This is a genomic window from Thermus islandicus DSM 21543, from assembly GCF_000421625.1.
Lineage (GTDB): Bacteria > Deinococcota > Deinococci > Deinococcales > Thermaceae > Thermus > Thermus islandicus.
Map to the genome: position 1 here is coordinate 92946 of NZ_ATXJ01000003.1, position 18369 is coordinate 111314.

At 68.2% G+C, this 18369-nt stretch carries 18 protein-coding genes; 9 read left to right on the forward strand and 9 right to left on the reverse strand.

The window, feature by feature from the left end:
* Positions 1-33 precede the first annotated feature (33 nt).
* Positions 34-1164, reverse strand: coding sequence for an ABC transporter ATP-binding protein (locus tag H531_RS0104345; protein WP_022798140.1), 1131 nt, complete (start codon positions 1162-1164; stop codon positions 34-36).
* Positions 1165-1246: 82 nt separating this feature from the next.
* Between H531_RS0104345 and mscL the strand changes: the two genes are divergently transcribed.
* Positions 1247-1612: a large conductance mechanosensitive channel protein MscL gene (mscL, locus tag H531_RS0104350; protein ID WP_022798141.1), complete on the forward strand. Its 366-nt coding sequence runs from the start codon at positions 1247-1249 to the stop codon at positions 1610-1612.
* On the opposite strand, the gene H531_RS0104355 is transcribed toward mscL, so the two are convergent.
* Complete coding sequence (locus tag H531_RS0104355) at positions 1557-2411, reverse strand: hypothetical protein (protein WP_022798142.1); 855 nt, start codon at positions 2409-2411, stop codon at positions 1557-1559. The genes mscL and H531_RS0104355 overlap by 56 nt on opposite strands.
* Before the next feature lie 102 nt (positions 2412-2513).
* Here H531_RS0104355 and H531_RS0104360 point away from each other — a divergent pair, with 102 nt between their 5' ends.
* The 8 genes from H531_RS0104360 to H531_RS0104395 are packed head-to-tail and all read left to right on the forward strand — an operon-like array spanning position 2514 to position 10476.
* A complete protein-coding gene (locus H531_RS0104360) occupies positions 2514-2843 on the forward strand; it encodes an ArsR/SmtB family transcription factor (RefSeq protein WP_028490642.1) in 330 nt (109 codons plus the stop codon).
* The gene (locus H531_RS15080) at positions 2840-4489 is read left to right on the forward strand and encodes a proton-conducting transporter transmembrane domain-containing protein (protein WP_022798144.1); all 1650 of its coding nucleotides are present in this window, start codon (positions 2840-2842) and stop codon (positions 4487-4489) included. Before H531_RS0104360 ends, H531_RS15080 begins: the two co-directional genes overlap by 4 nt.
* Positions 4486-5340, forward strand: coding sequence for a respiratory chain complex I subunit 1 family protein (locus H531_RS0104370; RefSeq protein WP_022798145.1), 855 nt, complete (start codon positions 4486-4488; stop codon positions 5338-5340). Before H531_RS15080 ends, H531_RS0104370 begins: the two co-directional genes overlap by 4 nt.
* Positions 5328-5960: a hypothetical protein gene (locus H531_RS0104375; protein ID WP_022798146.1), complete on the forward strand. Its 633-nt coding sequence runs from the start codon at positions 5328-5330 to the stop codon at positions 5958-5960. Before H531_RS0104370 ends, H531_RS0104375 begins: the two co-directional genes overlap by 13 nt.
* A 2-nt stretch (positions 5961-5962) precedes the next feature.
* Positions 5963-7309, forward strand: a complete 1347-nt coding sequence (locus H531_RS0104380; RefSeq protein ID WP_033399262.1) for a proton-conducting transporter transmembrane domain-containing protein — start codon at positions 5963-5965, stop codon at positions 7307-7309.
* Positions 7297-8610 (forward strand): hydrogenase large subunit, encoded by a 1314-nt coding sequence (locus H531_RS0104385; RefSeq protein ID WP_022798148.1) that lies wholly within the window; start codon positions 7297-7299, stop codon positions 8608-8610. The genes H531_RS0104380 and H531_RS0104385 overlap by 13 nt, the downstream gene beginning before the upstream one ends.
* Positions 8611-8619: 9 nt before the next feature.
* The gene (locus tag H531_RS0104390) at positions 8620-9408 is read left to right on the forward strand and encodes an NADH-quinone oxidoreductase subunit B family protein (RefSeq protein WP_022798149.1); all 789 of its coding nucleotides are present in this window, start codon (positions 8620-8622) and stop codon (positions 9406-9408) included.
* 9 nt (positions 9409-9417) lie between these two features.
* Entirely contained in the window at positions 9418-10476 is a 1059-nt protein-coding gene (locus H531_RS0104395) for a pyridoxal-phosphate-dependent aminotransferase family protein (RefSeq protein ID WP_022798150.1), read from the forward strand.
* Here H531_RS0104395 and H531_RS0104400 read toward each other — a convergent pair.
* The 7 genes from H531_RS0104400 to carB all read right to left on the reverse strand — a co-directional run bounded on the left by H531_RS0104400 (position 10439) and on the right by carB (position 18344).
* The gene (locus H531_RS0104400) at positions 10439-11029 is read right to left on the reverse strand and encodes a TIGR01440 family protein (protein ID WP_022798151.1); all 591 of its coding nucleotides are present in this window, start codon (positions 11027-11029) and stop codon (positions 10439-10441) included. The genes H531_RS0104395 and H531_RS0104400 overlap by 38 nt on opposite strands.
* 305 nt (positions 11030-11334) lie before the next feature.
* Positions 11335-12189 carry a menaquinone biosynthesis prenyltransferase MqnP gene (mqnP, locus tag H531_RS0104405; RefSeq protein WP_022798152.1) on the reverse strand — a complete coding sequence of 285 codons (855 nt, stop codon included), beginning with the start codon at positions 12187-12189 and terminating at the stop codon, positions 11335-11337.
* On the reverse strand, positions 12186-12536 hold the full coding sequence (panD, locus tag H531_RS0104410) for an aspartate 1-decarboxylase (protein WP_028490644.1): 351 nt from the start codon (positions 12534-12536) through the stop codon (positions 12186-12188). Before panD ends, mqnP begins: the two co-directional genes overlap by 4 nt.
* A gap of 23 nt (positions 12537-12559) precedes the next feature.
* On the reverse strand, positions 12560-14110 hold the full coding sequence (locus H531_RS0104415) for an Rqc2 family fibronectin-binding protein (RefSeq protein ID WP_022798154.1): 1551 nt from the start codon (positions 14108-14110) through the stop codon (positions 12560-12562).
* On the reverse strand, positions 14095-14868 hold the full coding sequence (locus H531_RS0104420; protein WP_028490645.1) for a tRNA (adenine-N1)-methyltransferase: 774 nt from the start codon (positions 14866-14868) through the stop codon (positions 14095-14097). The genes H531_RS0104415 and H531_RS0104420 overlap by 16 nt, the downstream gene beginning before the upstream one ends.
* Before the next feature lie 39 nt (positions 14869-14907).
* On the reverse strand, positions 14908-15237 hold the full coding sequence (locus tag H531_RS0104425; RefSeq protein WP_022798156.1) for a cyclic-di-AMP receptor: 330 nt from the start codon (positions 15235-15237) through the stop codon (positions 14908-14910).
* Complete coding sequence (gene carB, locus H531_RS0104430; RefSeq protein ID WP_022798157.1) at positions 15234-18344, reverse strand: carbamoyl-phosphate synthase large subunit; 3111 nt, start codon at positions 18342-18344, stop codon at positions 15234-15236. The genes H531_RS0104425 and carB overlap by 4 nt, the downstream gene beginning before the upstream one ends.
* Between the last annotated feature and the right edge of the window lie 25 nt (positions 18345-18369).

Below are 18369 nucleotides of genomic sequence, written 5' to 3' on the forward strand. Positions count from 1 at the left end.
GAGGGAAGCCCCCCGCCCCGGACCCCAGGCGCCCTAGCGGGCCACGGCCGCCCGCTCCTGGGAGTGGCCGATGGTGAGGTCGGTCTCCAGGTCAAAGGCGTGCAGGCGCCCGGTATCGGCCAGAAGCTCCACCCGGTCGCCGGCCCGCACCGGGGCGTGGCCTTCCACCTTGGCCACCAGGACCGTGCCGTCCACGCTCACGTGGAGCTCGGTTTCAGGACCCAGGGGCTCCACCACCTCCACCTCCCCGCGGATCGCGTTCTCCTCCTCGGGGATGGTGGTGTACCCCTTAAGCCCCAGGTGCTCGGGGCGGATGCCCAGGAAGACCTCCTTGCCCCCATAGGCCCTCAGGGGTTGGGCCAGGACGGGGTTGGCCCGGAGGCGGAAGCCCGGGGCGCTGAGGTAGACCTTCTCCCCCTGGACCTCCACCCGGGCCCGGATGAAGTTCATGGATGGGCTCCCGATAAATCCGGCCACGAAGCGGTTAGCGGGGAAGTCGTAAAGGTTGAGGGGGGTGTCCACCTGCTGGATCTCCCCGTCCTTCATGACCACGATGCGGTGGCCCAGGGTCATGGCCTCCACCTGGTCGTGGGTCACGTAGATGGTGGTGACCCCGAGGCGCCTCTGGAGCTTGGCGATCTCGGCCCGCATCTCCACCCGGAGCTTGGCGTCCAGGTTGGAAAGGGGCTCGTCCATGAGGAAGACTTTGGGCTCCCGCACGATGGCCCTTCCCATGGCCACCCGCTGGCGCTGGCCCCCCGAGAGCTCCCGGGGCTTGCGGTTGAGGAGGTGCTCAATCTTCAGGATCCGCGCCGCCTCCTTCACCCTTCGGTCAATCTCGTCCTTGGGGTAGCGCCGGAGGCGGAGCCCAAAGGCCATGTTCTCGTAGACGTTCATGTGGGGGTAAAGAGCGTAGTTCTGGAAGACCATGGCGATGTCCCGGTCCTTGGGAGGGACGTCGTTTACCAGGCGGTCGCCGATATAGATCCGGCCCTCGGAGACCTCCTCCAGCCCGGCGATCATGCGCAGGGTGGTGGTCTTGCCGCAGCCACTGGGCCCCACGAAGACCACGAACTCCCCGTCCTCCGTCTCCAGGTTGAAGTCCTTGACCGCCACCACCTTGCCGAAGCGCTTCCAAACGTGCTCCAGCCTCACCTTGGCCATCCTCAACCTCCGGTAGACCCCGCGCTTTGAGCCTGCCTTTTGCCCATCGGGGGTCGGGTCCATTATAAAGGAGGGGGTGGGTATGCTGAAGGGGTTCAAGGACTTCCTGTTGCGGGGCAACCTGGTGGAGCTGGCCGTGGCCTTCGTCATGGGCGGGGCCTTCGGCCAGGTGGTGAGCGCTTTCGTGAGCGGGGTCCTCCTCCCCCTCATCGGGGCCCTGGGCGGGAAGCCCGATTTCTCCGCCCTGAAGGTGGGGCCGGTGCTCCTAGGCCGCTTTCTGGACGCGTTGGTCAACTTCGTGGTGGTGGCGGCAGTCCTCTACTTCCTGGTGGTGGTCCCCGTGAGCCGCCTCAGGCCCAAGCCCGAGGCCTCCGCCTCTCCCCCGGAGGAGGTTAGGCTTCTCCGGGAGATTTTGGAAGAGATACGGAAGAAGGCCGGAGCCGGTTGAAAAGGAAGAGGGCGAGGAAGCCCAGTCCGATCTCCGGGCTAGGCCGGAGGGTGAGGGAGAGGGCGAAGGCGTGGAAGAGGAGGCTCTCCAGGGCGTGGCGCGGGCTTTGGAGGAAGAGGGCCTTAAGCGCTGGGCCCTGGCGGAGGGCCAGAAGGCCAAGGTAGGGGAGGTAAGGCCAAGGTCCTGGGGAGAGGCCCAGGGCGGAGACGCCCAGGGTGGCGAAGGCCAAGGTCCGGGCGAAAGGGAGGGGGTCTGGCCTAAGAGGCCTCAGCTCCTCCCACCCCTTAGCCTCCTCTCCCGGCCAGGGGGCGCGGAAGAGAAGGAGCCTCTTGCCCTCGTGCCCGCCCAGGTAGAGGTAGGGGCTGGGGGCTACCCCTAAGGCGAGGAGGTGGGCGGGGTTTTCCTGGAGGGCCGCACACAGGGTGGGGTCCAGGGGAAGCCCGTCCACCAGGTACCAGGCGTGGGGCCTTCCGGAGAGGAGGAAGCCGTAGGCCCTTTCCACCCGGTGCCCAAGGTGGGCGAGGATTCCTGGCCAGGCCTCGGGAGGCTCCTTGAGGAGGGCCTCCCTCCAGGGCGGGCTGGCCTTCAGGGGGGTGGTCTGGAGGCGGAAGCGCACCTCCACCGCCTCCCCCTCCTCCAGGGCGAAGCGGGCGAGGAGGTTTCCCTGGGCCTCGTAGGCCTCGAGGGCCTTATGGGTCAGCGCGAGGCCGGTCACCCTTTGCCCGGGGAGGTCCTGGGGCAGGGGCAGGAGGTGCTCGCCAGCATGGAAGGCACGGAAGCGCAGGACCCAGTCGCCCATGCCTCCAGGGTACTCCCCATGGGCCGCTTGACGGCCGAGGCCCTAAAGGGTAGCCTCCGCATATGCAAGTTTGCGCATATGTTTATTTTGGGGAGGGCGGGTATGCCTAGCCCTCTCCACCAGTACAAAGCGGAGTTCTTCAAGGCCCTGGCCCATCCCCTCCGCCTGGCCATTCTGGATGCCCTCCGCTCGGGGGAGAAAAGCGTTTCCGCGTTACAGGAGGAGCTTGGGGTGGAGCAGTCCTCCCTTTCCCGGCAACTGGCTTTCCTCCGGGAGCGCGGCCTTCTGGAGGTGCGGCGTCAGGGGCCTTTGGCCTACTACCGGGTGAGGGATCCGGAGGTGTATGCCTTTTTGGATCTGGGGCGAAGGATCTTCCAGCGCCATCTCGAGGCCGAGCGCGGCCGCCTCGAGGCCCTGCGGGAGGGGGAATGACGCCCCTTGTGGGGGCTGCCCTCGGCGGCTTGGCCCTGGCGAGCCTTATTGGCCTCCGGGGCCCTGGCCGCCTGGCCTATCCTTTGGGGTTTTCCGGAGTATCCCTGGCGGTGGCGGGCGGGGTGGGTTGGGCCGAGGGATGGGGAGCCGGGGCGTTCTACCTGCTCCTTCTTGGGCTGGCGGTACTGGGCTTGGCGCCCTACCTTCCGGCCTACCTGGAGCTTCATCCCTCCCGGGCCTACGCCTTCTTGCTCCCCCTCTTCGTGGGGGCCATGGCCGGGGTGGCCTTGGCCCCGCCGGGGTATGCCTTTCTCTTCCTGTGGGAGGCGATGTCCCTCCTGGGGTACCTGCTCGTGGCCCTGGAAGGGGCCAAGGCGGTGGAGGGCGCCCAGGCCCTTTTCCTGGCGAGCCGCCTCTTCGGCCTCGGGCTCTACCTGGCCTTCCTGGGACAGGGTCGCCTGGGGCAGGATGCCGTCTGGCTGGGTCTGGTGCTGGGCTTCGGGGTCAAGGCGGCCCTCTTCCCCTTCCACGGGTGGCTTCCCCGGGCCCACCCCGTGGCCATCAGCCCCGTCTCCGCCCTTCTCTCCGGGGCCATGACCAAGCTTGGCCTTCTTGGGCTGTACCAGGCGGCCTTCTGGTTCGGCCCCCCGCCCCTTTGGGTGGGGCCTTCCCTGGTTACCTTGGGCCTTGCGGGAGCGGTCTACGCCCTGGTGCGGGGCCTGGCCGAGGAGGACTTTAAGGGAGCCTTGGCCTACTCCAGCGTGGAGAACCTCGGGCTCATGCTGGCGGCCTTGGGGGGCTATTTCGTTACCGGCCACCCCCTCTTCCGGGCCGCCTTCTTCCTCCACCAGCTGACCCATGCCCTCTTCAAGACCCACCTCTTCCTGGTGGCTGGCGTCTTAGGCGAAAGGCGGCTTTCCCGGCTGGGTGGCCTGTGGCGGCAGGCCCCGGGATTGGGGGCCCAAGCCCTCTGGGGGATGGCGGTGGGGGCGGGGCTTCCGCCGGGGCCCCTTTTCCTGGCCGAGTGGGCCCTGTACCTGGGGTTCAGCCGCGGCGGGTTTGGGCTTCCCCTGGGGGTGGGGGCCTTGGCCCTGGTGGGGGCCCTGGCCCTCTTTTACTATGTGCGCCTCTTCGGCCTGGCCTTTCTGGGTCAGCCTCGAGGCCCGGCCTCTTGGCACCTGGCGCCGGGCATGGTCCTGGGCCTGCGGATCCTGGGGGGCGCCCTCTTCCTTCTGGCCCTTTGGCCCGGCCTGGTCCTCGGGCCGCTGGGCGTCCAGGTTTACCCTAACGCTCCCCTGGCCCTTCTCCTCTTCGCCCTGGCCTACCTCCTCTACCGCCGCCTCCAGGCCCTACCCCACCGCACCTACAGCACCTGGGACTGCGGCCATCAGCCCCTCACGCCTAGAATGCAGCCCACAGGCCTTGGGTTCAGCCAGCCGGTTCTGCGGCTCTTTCCCTTTGTCCGCCTGCGGGAGGGGGAGCACCCCCACCTGGAGGAGCCGCTCCAGCGCCTCCTTCAGGTCATAGGCGAGGCCTACGCCAGGCTTGCCCGTCTTGTCCAGGGGTTGCAGTCAGGGAGCCTGCACCTTTACCTGCTCCTCCAGCTATTGACCCTGGTCCTGGTCCTGGGGGTGGTGTTGCTGTGAGCGCCCTCTTGCTCCTTTTCCTGGCCCCCCTCTTCACCGGGAGCGTCAAGTGGCTCAAGGCCCGGCTGACCCACCGCCTGGGGCCCTCGCCCCTCCTGGAGTACCAAAACCTTTTTAAGCTTTTGGGGAAGGCCTGGGTGCGCCCTGAGGTGGGCACCCCCCTTTTTCTCCTCGGGCCCGTCCTCGCCTTCCTGGCGAGTATGGCCGCAGCCAGCTTCCTGCCCCTTCTGCCCGGGCCCCACTTCGCGGGCGATGGGTTTCTGGCCCTCTACCTCTTGAACCTGGGGCGGTTTTTCCAGATGCTGGCGGCCTTGGACGCGGGGAGCGCCTTCGGAGCCCAGGGGAGCTACCGCGAGGGGCTCATTACGGTCCTGGCGGAGCCGGGGACGCTTCTGGCCTTGGTGGCCGCGGGGCTCTTGGGCGGGGAGTTTTCCCTTGCCCGTCTGCCTGTCCTGGACCCGGCCAACGCCTTGGTCCTGGTCCTGGTGCTGGCCTCCCTGGCCCTGGCGCTCCTGGCCGAAGGGGCCCGCATGCCCGTGGACGACCCCGCCACCCACCTGGAGCTCACCATGGTGCACGAGGCCCAGCTTTTGGACCACGCCGGCCCCCTCCTCGCCCTCTACGAGCTGGCCTCGGGGGTGAAGATGCTCTTCTACGCGGCCCTAATGGCCCTTTTGCTGCCTGGCCCCTCCTTTTGGGTCTTCCTGGGGATGGGCGCAGCCTGGGCCTTGGCCCTGGGCTACCTGGAGACCTACGGCGTGAAGCTTAGGTATCTGCGGCTTCCAGACTTTCTTTCTTACAACACCCTTTTTGGGGTGCTGGCCGTCCTGGGGGCGGTATGGAGGTTCTGAACACCCTGACCCTGGCGGTCCTGGCCACCGGCGTTCTCATGGCGAGCCGGAGGAGCCTGGACGCCATCATCCGGCTTTATGCCCTACAGAACCTGCTTTTGGCGGCCCTGGCCTTTCTCTTGGCCCACGGGGAGGTGCACTTCATCCTGGCGGGGGTGGCGCTGTTCCTGGTGAAGGGGGTGCTGATCCCTGCCTACCTCTTCTGGCTTCTGGACCGCCTCGAGGTCAGCCATGAGGTGGAGGGTTACCTCTCGGTGAGCCTCTCCTTGCTCCTGGCAGGCCTTCTTACGGGCCTGGCCTTCCGGGTGGGGCAGGCCTTTGTTCTCCCCACGGCGCCCTTGCCCCAGGGGGTACCGGTGGGCCTGGCCCTGGTCCTCCTGGGGGCCCTCTCCATGGTGGGCCGCAAGAAGGCGGTGAGCCAGGTCCTAGGCTTCCTGGCCCTGGAGAACGGGGTGTTCCTTTTGGCGCTGGCAGAAAGCCACGGCCTCCCTCTTTTTGTGGAACTCGGGGTGGCCTTGGACGCCTTCGCCGCCGTGTTTTTGGCGGGCGTCCTCATCTTCCGCATCAAGGGGGAGCTGGGCCACGTGGACACGGCGCGCATGCGCTCGCTCAAGGGGTGAAGATGCTCTACCTTCTCCTTCTTCTGCCGCTTTTCACCCTCCTGGGCCGAAAGGAGGCCCGGGTCCTCCCTGCCCTGGCGGTGGGGACCGCCCTCCTTTCCGTTGCCCTCGCCCTGGGCCTCCTGGGGCGGGCGGAGGGGCCCTTCCGTCTGGACGGGGTGGGGCTTTTCTACCTCCTCCTCACCGACCTCCTTTATGCCCTGGTGGCCCTCTTCGCCCGGGGCTACTTCGCCGGGGAGGAGGCCTGGCGGTTTTACTGGTCGGGAGCGCTCTTTCTGGTGGCGGTCCACGGGGCCTATTTGGCCCACAACCTGGGGGTGCTCTGGGTCTTCGTGGAGGGGAGCACCCTGGCTTCGGCCCTCCTCATCTACCACCGGGGCGGGGCGCGGGCCCTCGAGGCCACCTGGAAGTACCTCATGTTGGGAAGCGTGGGTATCGCCCTGGGGCTCATGGGGGTCATCCTGGTCTATGCCCTGCTGAACGGGGCTACCCTGGACTGGGCCCACGCCAAGGCCCTGATGCCCGGGGTGGATGCGGAAGGCCTCCGGGTGGCCTTCGCCCTCCTCCTGGTGGGGTTCGGCACCAAGGTGGGCCTCTTCCCCTTGCATGCTTGGCTTCCCGACGCCCACGCCGAGGCTCCCGGGCCCGCCTCCGCCCTCCTCTCCGGGACCCTTTTGAACGTGGCCTTCTACGCCCTCCTCCGCTACGCGGCCTTAGTGGAGGCGGCGGGGCTTTTCCCCTTTGCCTCCAAGCTCCTTCTTGCCTTCGGCCTCTTGAGCCTCTTCGGGGCCGCCCTCTTCCTCTATGGCCAGCGGGAGTACAAGCGCCTTCTGGCCTACTCCAGCGTGGAGCACATGGGCCTGGCGGTCTTTGCCCTAGGCCTTGGCCTCCCGTGGCTTGCCCTTTTCCACACCCTGGCCCACTCCCTGGCCAAGACCCTGGCCTTCCTTGGGGCCAGCGCCGTGATGAAGGCCTCCCGCGCCAAGGAGGTGGGGCAGGTGGGCGGGCTGGTGCGCGCCTGGCCCTCCCTAGGGATTCCCTTCCTGTTGTCCCTGGCCGCCTTGGGGGGGCTTCCCCCCTTCCCCCTCTTCTTCGCCGAGCTCCAAGCGGTCCAGGCGGCGTTGGCCTGGCCTGGACTTGGCGTGGCCTACCTCCTTGGCCTCGGCTTGGCCTTTGTGGGCCTCCTTGGCCCCATGGGCCAGATGGGCTTTGGCCGGGGAAGGGCCGGGGCGGCGAGGGGGCTTGCCCTTTGGCCCCTATGGGCCCTCTTAGCGCTTCTTTGGCTTTTGGGTCTCTTCCCTCCCGTGGGGGTTTTTAAGGCCTTGGAGGTGGCGCTGTGGAAGCTCTGAAGGAGGCCCTGCGGGAGGGGAGGCCCGTGGCCTTCTTCCGGGATGGCACCCGGCTGATCTACGTGCTGGAACGAGCCCGGGCCCTGGAGGTCCACCGCCTGCCCGCCGGGGACCGGTTTCCCAGCCTGGCCCGCGAGTTCCCTGCCATGGACTGGTTTGAACGGGCCCTTTGGGAGCGGCACGCCCTGGTCCCCGAGGGGCACCCCTCGCTCAAGCCCCTCCGCCGCCACGACCTGCCCTATACCTTCCGCACCTTTCCCGAACTCCACGAGGTGCCCGTGGGCCCCGTGCACGCGGGGATCATTGAGCCGGGGCACTTCCGCTTCAGCGTCTTGGGGGAGAGGATCCTGAACCTGGAGATCCGCCTGGGCTACCAGCACCGGGGCCTCCTTTCCCTGCTTCCCGGAAAGGGTCCGGAGGAGGCCCTTCGCCTTGTGGAGCGGACCGGGAGCGAGCCCGTGGCCCACGCCCTTGCCTTCGCCGAGGCCTGGGAGGCTGCCTTGGGGGTGGAGGCCCCGCCCCGGGCCCAGGGGCTTAGGCGGGCCGCCCTGGAGCTGGAGCGCGCCTTCGGCCATCTGGGGCACCTGGCCGGGCTCTTCACCGACATTGGGTACGCTTTCGGGGCCACCCAGGTGGGGCGGGTGCGGGCCCTTCTCCAGGCGGAGGTGGACCGGCTCACGGGCCACCGCTACGGCCGGAACTTCCTGCGGGTGGGCGGGGTTTGGCGGGAGGGGGCGGTGGACCTCGAGGCCCTCAAGAGCTACCAGATGGAGCTTGCCCGCATGCTTCCCCGCCTCCTCAAGCACCCCCAGGTCTTGGACCGCATGCGCTACGTGGGCCGGGTTCGCCAAGCCGAGGCCCTGGCCTACGGTTTTGTGGGGCCCACCGCCCGGGCCAGCGGGGTGGCCCGCGACCTACGGGAAGAGGATCCCTATTACCCAGGCTTACGGCCTGTGGTGCGGCAGGGGGGGGACGTCCTGGCCCGGGCCCAGGTCTACGCCGCGGAGGCCCTGGAGGCCTTGGCGCATGCCCGGCGTTTCCTGAGGGCGCTCCCCCCTGGGCCCTTGTTCCGGGAGGTGCCGGAAGGGGACGGGGAGGCCCTGGCCCGGGTGGAGGCCGGGCGGGGAGAGGTCTTCTGGTGGGTGCGCTTGGAAGGGGGGCGGGTGGTCCTGGCCGAGGGGGTGGATCCCAGCTTCAAGAACTGGCGGGCCCTGGAGCTGGCGGTGAGGGGAGAGGGGCTTCCGGACTTTCCCCTCTGCAACAAGTCTTTTGACCTCTCCTATGCAGGGAGCGACCTTTAGGGGGGTAGGGTGAGCCTGCTTGTCAGTCTGCGCGTGGGGCTTCTTGCCCGTAGGTTGGAGGAGCTTCTTCAGGTGCCGGACCACGCCTTCGGCTATCCAGAGCTCAAGCCCGAGGGGCTTTCCAGGGAGGCCCGGGCCCACCTCCTCCGCCTCTGCCCGAGCCGGGCCTTCGGGGAAGAGGGAGGCCTCTTCCAGCTGGACCTGGCCCGGTGCGTGGGGTGCGGCCGGTGTGTCCTGGCCCACCCGGAGGCGGTGGGGGAGGTGCGGCGCCTCGAGGTGGCCGTGACCCGGAGGGAAGACCTGGTGCAGCGGGTGGACCTGGAGCAGAGGGCTTTCCTGGACCCCGGGCCGCCGCCCCCGCCAAGAAAGGAGCTCGCCCTGCCCACCCTGGCCTTCCGCGAGGTGAGCGCTGGGGACACAGGTCTTGCGGACTCGGAGGTGGCCCTCCTCGGCAACCCCTTTCACGACATGTCCCGGTTTGGCCTCTCCGTGGTGGCCTCGCCCCGGCACGCCGACGCCCTCCTGGTCACGGGCCCCGTGACCCGCAACATGGCCGAGGCGCTTCGCCGCACCTACGAGGCCATGCCCGAGCCCAAGGGCGTGGTGGCCGTGGGGAACGAGGCCATCGCTGGGGGGGCTTTCGCCGAAAGCCCCGAGGTGGTGGGCGGGGTGGATCGCCTGCTCCCCGTGGACGTGTACGTGCCCGGGGATCCCCCGCGACCCGGGGCCATCCTCCACGGCCTCTTGCTCCTTACGGGGCGGGCCCGCCAGCGGCTTCGGGGCGGAACCTTCCGCTAAACTTTGCCCATGGACTGGCTCCTCACCCCAGGTCCTGTGCGCTTGCACCCGAAGGCCTTGGAGGCCCTCGCCCGTCCCCAGCTCCACCACCGCACCGGGCCGGCCCGGGAGGTCTTCCTGAAGGCGAGGGGGCTTTTAAAGGAGGCCTTCCGCACCGAAGGCGAGGTCCTGATCCTCACGGGAAGCGGCACCTTGGCCATGGAGGCCCTGGTCACGAACCTCTTCGCCCCCGGGGAAAGGGTCCTGGTGCCCGTCTACGGCAAGTTCTCCGAGCGCTTTTACGAGATCGCCTTGGAGGCGGGCCTTGACGTCCACCGCCTGGACCTCCCCTATGGCCGGGTGCCCAGGCCCGAGGACGTGGCGCGGAAGGGCTACCGGGGCCTCCTCCTCGTCCACTCGGAGACCTCCACCGGGGCCCTCGCCGACCTTCCCGCCTTGAGCGGAGCCTTTAAGGCGGAAAACCCGGAGGGCCTGGTGGGGGCGGACATGGTGACGAGCCTCCTCTTGAGCGAGGTGGCCCTCGAGGCCTTTGGGGTGGACGCCGCGGCCTCCGGGAGCCAGAAGGGCCTCATGTGCCCTCCGGGCCTGGGGTTTGTGGCCCTTTCCCCTAGGGCCCTGGAGGGGCTTCGGCCTCGAGGCTACTACCTCAACCTGGCCCGGGAGCTTAAGGCCCAAAGGGAGGGGGAGAGCGCCTGGACGCCGGCCATCAACCTGGTCAGGGCGGTGGCTGCCGTCTTGGAGGAGGTTTTGCCCCGCCTTAAGGAGCACCTCGCCCTTAAGGCCTGGCAAAACGGGCTTCTCTACGGAGTAGGGGAGGAGAAGGGCCTGAAGGGGGTGCCCGAGGTGCGAAGCCCGGCGGTGGCGGCCTTCTACCTGCCCAAGGGGGCGGCCTACGGGGCGGTGAAGGAGGCCTTTGCCAGGAGGGGGGCGGTCATCGCCGGGGGGCAGGGGCCCTTGAAGGGGAGGATCTTCCGCCTCTCCCTCATGGGGGCCTACGACCGCTACGAGGCCCTGGGGGCGGCCGCCCTCTTCAGAGAGGTTTTGGACGAAATTCTTCCAGCTTCCTGAGCATGTCCTCCCGGGTGTAGACGGCCCGGGCCCCGCCCACCAGCTTGGGCCGGGTTTTGGCGGCGATGAGGGTCGCCTCCCCGATCCGTCTTACCGAAAGTCTCAGGGGTACGGCCACGGGGCGGAGGTGCATGCCGATGAGCACTCCGCCGATGTCCATGCCTCCCAAGGCCTGGGCCCTCAAGGACTCCACCATCACCGGGTCCTGGAAGCGTAAAAACGCGGCTGTGGCCAAGCTTCCCCCCGCCTTGGGGTGGGGGAAGACGGTGACCTCCTCCAGGCCGAAGGCCCGCACCGCCTCCCGCTCTACCACCAGGGCCCGGTTCAGGTGCTCGCAGGCCTGTACGGCCACCAAGATCCCCCGCGCCCGGAGGGGCGGCAGCAGGCCTTCCAAAATGGCCTCGGCCGCCTCGAGGCTCGGCCTCGTCCCCACCCTCTCCCCCAGGACCTCGCTGGTGGAGCCCCCGAGGACGAAGAGGCTCCCCTCGGGCATGGGGAAAAGCTCCAGGAACTCGCCTATGGCCTTCTCGGCCGCCCGCCGAATCTCCTCCATACCCTTAAGCCTAGCGCAGGCATCCGGTTTCCCTCGAGGAATAGGAAAGTGAAGGGAGGTCCGGGATGAAGCGGGTAGCGGTGTTGGGGTTGATGGCGGTCCTCGTGGTCTGGGGGGCGCTGGGCCAGATGGCCCGGCCCACGGAGGTCTACCACGCTGCCTTGAGCGGCCAGGGGGTGCGGGGCACAGCAGTAGTCGCTCCGGATCCCGCATGGGTGCCCGTCCCCAGGGAGGGCGGGGTGGCCAGGCCCTCTGGAGGCTGGGGGCGCCCTCAGTATACCCGTTCCCGTGGACCCCGGGCCCGGTCACCTCCGCAGGAGGAGGTCCAGGACGACAAAGAGCAGCATCCCCAGGCTCACCCCCACGTTGGCCTGGAAGAAGGCCAGGTCCACCTTGGAGAGGTCCTCGGGGGAGACCAGCCGGTGCTCCACCAGGAGGAGCCCTCCCACCAGAAGGAGGCCCAGGAAGTAGGGCCCCCCCGCCCCGTAGGCAAGCCCCGCCACAAGGAAGGCGAGCCAGGCCAGGAGGTGGGTGGTCCGGGCCACGGCGAGGGCCGCAGGAAGGCCGAAGCGAGCAGGCAGGCTTTTCACCCCGTGGGCCCGATCAAAGGCGTAATCCTGGGTGGCGTAAAGGATGTCAAACCCGGCGATCCAGAGCCCCACCCCGGCCCAAAGCCAGAGGGGGGCGGGGGCGAAGCTTCCCGTGACCGCGATCCAGCCCCCTGGGGCGGCGGCCCCAATGGTGAGGCCCAGGACGTAGTGGCAAAGCCAGGTGAAGCGCTTGGTGTAGCTATAGAAGACCAGGAAGAAGACAGCCACGGGCAGGAGGCGGGCGGTGAGGGGGTTGAGGTGGAGTCCGGCGTAGACCAGGAGAACCAGGCCCAAAAGGGCAAGGACCAGGGTCTCCCAAGGCTTCACCAGCCCCCGGGGAAGGTGGCGGTTCCGGGTTCTCGGGTTCAGGGCGTCCAGGCGCCAGTCAATGAGGCGGTTCAGGGCCATGGCCATGGTCCTGGCCCCCACCATGGCCAGGGTGACGAGGAGGAAGACCCGGAAGCCCGGCCACCCCCCTGCCGCCCAGAGCATGCCCCCGTAGGCGAAGGGGAGGGCGAAGAGGGTGTGCTCAAAGCGGACAAGCTCCAGGTAGAGCTTTAGCCGCCTCACCCTTTGCGCACCTCCAAAATCCGGTTTCTCTCGTCCACCAGGACCACGGTGGGCTTGAGGCCTTTGGCCTCTTCCTCCTCAAAGACCCCGTAGGCCACGAGGATGACCAGATCCCCGGGCTTCACCAGGTGGGCCGCGGCCCCGTTGATCTTGATCTCCCCCGAGCCCCTTTCCCCAGGGAGGGCGTAGGTGGTGAGCCAGGCCCCGTTGGTGAGGTCGTAGATGTCCACCTGCTCGTAAGGGAGAATCCCGGCGGCGTCCAAAAGGTCCTGGTCCACGGTCACCGAGCCCACGTAGTCCAGATCGGCCTCCGTGACCCGGGCCCGGTGGATCTTGGCGTGGAACATCACCCGCTTCACGGGGTCTAAGTTTAGCCCCCCTCCGCCCCTTCGGGTAGCGTCCCCTCCACGAAAAGGGTCTTGGCCCCCGTGTAGAGCACCTGGCCCATGGCGGCCTTTCGGGGCCGCCAGACGTGCTTCTTGCGGGTATAGTCCACGGGCACCTGGAGTTCCCCCCTCGCCTTGGAGTGGTAGGCGGCAAGCCTCGCGGCGAAGAGGAGGTCCTCTAGGGGGGGGCTTTTCCCCTCCGCCTTCAGGATCACGTGGCTTCCCGGCACCCCCTGGGCGTGGAACCAGAGGTCCTCGGAGTGGGCGGCGCGGGTTAAGAGGTCGTTTTCCTTGGCGTTCCTGCCCACCAGGACGAGGTAGCCGGAGGGGGAAGTATAGCGGAGGCCGAGCCGGCCTCCCTTTTCTTCCCTGGGCCTTTGGGAAAGCTGGAGGAGTTCCTCCAACGAGGCCTCCTTCACCCGGGCCATCTCCTCCTCCAAGGCCTTCACCCTGGCCTCGGTCTTGGGGATGAGGTCCAGGGCCTTCGTTGCGAGCTCCTCCAGGCGCCTAGCCCGCTCGTAGAGCTTCCTGGCGTTCTCCTGGGGGGAGAGGGCGGGGTCTAGGGGGATCTCCACCCTCTCCCCCAAGAACCCCTCCAGGACCACCCGGTCCGCCCCCTTGGGCACCTCCTGGAGCCGCGCGAGGAGGAGGTCAGCCTTTTGGCGGAGCTCCCCCGCCTCCTCCAGGCGCTCGAGGGCCCTCTGGTAGTCGGCAAGGCGGGCGAGGAGGGTCCGCTTCTCCCTTTCCAGGGCCTCGAGGAGGGGCTTCCTCAAGGCCGCCTTCTCCTCCTCGGCAAAGCGCCGCCTGAGCTCCTCGGAAAGCTCGGTGCGCAAGGTGGGGTCCTCCACCAGGGTCCGCAGGGCTTGGTACACCCGCTTCAGCCCCTCCTCGTCCAGGGGGGTTTCCGGGGTGAGGCCCGCCCTTTTGGCCAGCTCCTGGAGGAGCTCCTTGCCGATGCCGTCCACGTGGCGGACCAGGTCCTTTAGGGGCCTCCCCAAAAGGACCCGGAGGTCCTCCTCCTTTAGCGTCCTCGGGTCCAGCTTCTCGTAAGGGGGCGGGGGGGTGTAGGGGAGGCCCGGGCGGAGCTCCCGGTAGCGGTTCACCTCCTTGGTGATGACCCGGTCCACCCCCAGGAGGGTGCCGGTTTCGTCCAGGAGGAGGAGGTTGGCGTTCCGCCCCGTAGCCTCAAAGGCCAGGACCACAGGAGGGGTGTCCACGAAGCCCCTCTCCCCGGCGAAGCGGAGGAAGACCACCCGGTCCAGCTTGAGCTGCTCCGCCCCCACCAGGGGTCCCCTGACCCGGGCGTGGAGCTGCCGCTGGAAGGGGGTCTTGGGCTCCCCCTCGAGGCGGCCCTCCTCCAGGACCAGGCTCGGGGAGGGGGGGCGGTAGCGGAGCACCAGGTTGAAAAGGCGCCCCGTCCTCCCCTTGAGCAAAACGGCCAGCGTGCCCTCGTCGGGGAAGGCCAGGCCCAGGTTAAGGGCGGGAAGCTCGCCCGAAAGCGCCCGCAAGACGGCGTGGATCAGGAGTCCTTCCATTTTCTGAAAGAAACCAAGAAGGCGGTGTGCCCCACCTGCTGGAAGCGAGGGTGGGCCACGGGGGGCCTAAGGTCCCACTCCCGCCAGCCCACCTCCAAGACCCGCTCCAGGGAGAGGGGCAGCCCCTCTGCCTCCCGGACCAGCTCCAGAACCTGGGTGATGTTGGGCAGGTAGGCCACGAGGAAGCGGTCCGGCTTTAGCGCCCCCGTGGCCTTCTTTAGGACCTTCCAGGGCTCCATAAGGTCCAGGGCCACCCCGTCGTAGGCCTCGGGCTCCAGGGCCGCCTCCTCCAGGCTCCCCTCGTGGAAGCGGACGTTCTCCCCCTTAAAGAAGGCGCGGACGTTCTCCACCGCCTGCCTCAGGTGGTGGGGCCGTTTCTCGTAGGTATCCACCCGCCCTTCCGGCCCCACCGCCCGCGCCAGGAAGAGGGTGAGCCCCCCGGAGCCCGTGCCCGCCTCCAGGACCCGCATCCCCGGGGCGAGGTCCAAAAGGGTGACCATGGCGCTCGCGTCCTTGGGGTAGGTGGGGGTGGCGCTCCTTTTCATGTGGAGCACGTACTCCTCCAGGGTAGGGCGGTGGACGGTGAGGACCTCCCCCAGATGGGTGGCCACCCTCCCTCCGGGCCCGGCCTGCCACAGGGCCTCGTGGGCCACCGTCCCCCGGTGATGGTGGAAGACCCCGCCCGGCCTCGGCCGCACGAGAAAGGCGCGGCCCTTGCTGTCCTTAAGGAGAAGGAGCTCGCCCTCCACCCCGCTCACTTTAGCGGGCAGGACCGGGCCCGTCCAGACCGGCCCCGCCTAGATTTTGAAGAACCCTTCCACCGGCAGGACGAAAACCACCGCCCCCCCTACCTGCACCTCCACGGGTTGGGCCAGAAAGGGGTCGGGGGCCTCGGAGAGGGGGAGGCCCCGGGTGACCAGGCGGGTGCGGGTGCGGCACTTCTCCCGGATGAGCTCCAGGGCTTCCTCCACCCGGTCGTCCTCGAGGCCGATGAGGAGCGTGGTGTTGCCTTCCCTTAGGAACCCGCCGGTGGAGGCGAGCTTGGTGGACTGGAGCCCCCTCTCCAGGAGGGCCTTGGTGAGCCCCGGGGCGTCCGTGTCCTGCACGATGGCCACGATGAGCTTCATCCGACCCTATTGTACACCCCGTGCCATGCCTGGAGGCTTTTCACCGCTAAGGGCTTCTCCCTGGCGCGGAGGATGGCCTTCAGGCTCCACCAGGCCCCCTCGAGGGTGGTGATGAAGGGAAGCCCCCTCTCCACCGCCCGCCTGAGCTCGGGGTGGGGGACGGGGCTTACGAGGAGGTCGTACTCTCCCTCTACCAGCGCAAAACCCGCCTCCCGGTAGGCCTGCTTGAGCGCTGCCAGGCGGGGCCTTTCCCGTTCAGGAAGGCCTTCGTCCAGGAAGCGCACCCTTCCCTCCAAGGGAAGCCTCTGCCCCGCCCCGAGCTCCGCTTTGTAGTAGGCAAGGTACGGGTCCTCGTCCAGCCCCATGCTCTCCCCGGTGGAGCGCATCTCCGGGCCCAGAAGGGGGACCACCCCGGGGAACTTGATCCAGGGGATGACCACCTCCTTCACCGCGTAGTAGGGCGGGACGGGCTCCAGCTCCCGGATCCCAAGCTCCTTTAGGGTCTTGCCCACGGCGATCAGGGCCGCAAGCTTGGCCAAGGGCACGCCGATGGCCTTGGAGACGAAGGGCACGGTGCGGCTCGCCCGGGGGTTGGCCTCCAGGACGTAGACCTCCTCGCCCAGCACGGCGTACTGCACGTTCAAAAGCCCCTTGACCCCAAGGCCCAGGGCCAGGCGGCGGGTGTAGTCCTTGACCTTCTTCAGGGCGGCCTCGGAGAGGTGGACCGGGGGAAGCACCGTGGCCGAGTCCCCGGAGTGGACCCCGGCCCTTTCCACGTGCTCCATCACCCCGGCGATCATCACCTCCTCCCCGTCGGAGAGGGCGTCTACGTCCAGCTCCAGAGCGCCTTCCAGATACCGGTCCAGGAGGATGGAGGGCCTGTCCTGGAGGGGCTCATAGACCTCCTCCAGGTAGTGCCTTAGCTCCTCAGGGCCCTCCAGGACCCGCATGGCCCGCCCGCCCAGCACATAGCTGGGCCTGGCCAGAAGGGGAAAGCCCACCTCCTCGGAAAGCCTTAAGGCCTCCTCCGGGGTCTTGGCCACCCGGCCCTCGGGCTGGGGGATACCAAGCTCCTGGCAGAGCCGGTGGAAGGCCTCCCGGTCCTCCGCCTTGTGGATGGCGCTGAAGGGGGTGCCAAGGAGCCTCACCCCCGCCTCCTCCAGGCCTTGGGCCAGCTTGAGGGGGGTCTGCCCCCCTAAGGTGGCGATGACCCCGAGGGGCTTCTCATGCTCCACCAGGTTCAGAACGTCCTCGAGGGTCAAAGGCTCAAAGTAGAGGCGGTCGGCGGTGTCGTAGTCCGTGGAGACCGTTTCGGGGTTGGAGTTCACCATGAGGGTCTCGTACCCCGCTTCCTTCAGGGCCCAGACGGCGTGGACCGTGGCGTAGTCAAACTCCACCCCCTGTCCGATCCGGATAGGCCCCGAGCCCAGGATCACCACCTTGGGCTTCTCCGAGGGCCAGACCTCGTCCTCCAGCTCGTAGGTGGAGTAGTGGTAGGGGGTGTAGGCCTCAAACTCGGCGGCGCAGGTGTCCACGGTCTTGTAGACGGGCACCACCCCCAGAGCCTTCCGTTCGGCCCGCACCGCCTTCTCCTCCTTGCCAAGAAGCTCCCCGATCCTCCGGTCGGAAAGCCCCAAGGCCTTGTAGAAGCGAAAGTCCTCGCGGTCCTTGGGGGGGTGGGCCTGGAGGAAGGCCTCGGCCTCGGCGATCTCCTTCATCTGGTGGAGGAACCAGGGGTCTATGCGGGTGGCCTGGTAGAGCTCCTCTACCGGCATCCCCCGCCTAAGGAGCTCCAGTACGGCGTAGATCCGGTCCGGGTTAGGGTAGAGCTTCCCCTCCAGCTCCTCCGTCCTCACCCCGGCAAGGGCCTTTACGTCCCGCTCCAGGCCCCGGAGCGCTTTGAGAAGGGCCTCCTTGAAGGTGCGGCCGATGGCCATCACCTCCCCCACGGACCTCATCTGGGTGGTGAGTTCGTCCCTGAGCCCGCCCAGGGTGTTCGGGAGGTCCTTGAACTTCTCAAAGGCGAAGCGGGGGATCTTCACCACCACGTAGTCAATGGTGGGCTCAAAGGAGGCCGGGGTCTTGCGGGTGATGTCGTTGGGAAGCTCGTCCAGGCGGTAGCCCACCGCCAGGAGAGCGGCGATCTTGGCGATGGGGAAGCCCGTGGCCTTGGAGGCCAAGGCGCTGGAGCGGGAGACCCGGGGGTTCATCTCAATGACCACCTGGCGCCCCGTCTTAGGGTCTACGGCGAACTGGATGTTGGACCCCCCCGTCTCCACCCCGATCTCCCGGATGATGGCCTTGGCAGCGTCCCGCATGCGCTGGTACTCCACGTCGGAGAGGGTTTGGGCCGGGGCCACGGTGATGGAGTCCCCCGTGTGGACTCCCATGGGGTCCAGGTTCTCAATGCTGGTGATGATGACCACGGTGTCGGCGTGGTCCCGCATCACCTCCAGCTCAAACTCCTTCCAGCCCAGTACCGACTCCTCCACCAGGGCGGTGTGGACGGGGGAGAGGGTAAGGCCGCGGGTGAGCACCTCCACAAGCTCCGCTTCGTCCTTGGCGATGCCGCCCCCCGTGCCCCCCAGGGTGAAGGAGGGGCGGACCACCACGGGGAAGCCCACCTCCCGGGCGAAGCGAAGGCCCTCCTCCACGCTCCCCACCATCTGGCCTCGAGGAACCTCGAGGCCGATCCGCCGCATGGCCTTCTGGAACTCCTCCCGGTCCTCCCCCTTCCGGATGGCCTCCGCTTTGGCCCCGATGAGCTCCACGCCATACTTTTGCAGGATGCCCTCCTCGTGGAGGGCCATGGCCAGGTTGAGGGCCGTCTGCCCCCCGAGGGTGGGGAGGAGGGCATCGGGGGCCTCCCGGGCCAGGATGGCCTCGAGGTGTTCCAGGGTGAGGGGCTCCAGGTAGGTGGTCTCGGCCAGGTCGGGGTCCGTCATGATGGTGGCGGGGTTGGAGTTCACCAGCACCACCCGGTACCCCGCCCCCCTCAGGGCCTTGAGGGCCTGGGTGCCCGAATAGTCAAACTCCGCGGCCTGGCCGATGGTGATGGGCCCTGAACCGATGATGAGGATCTTCCTGAGGTCTCTTCTGGGCGGCATCGCGTACCCAAGGGATGAGCTTAGC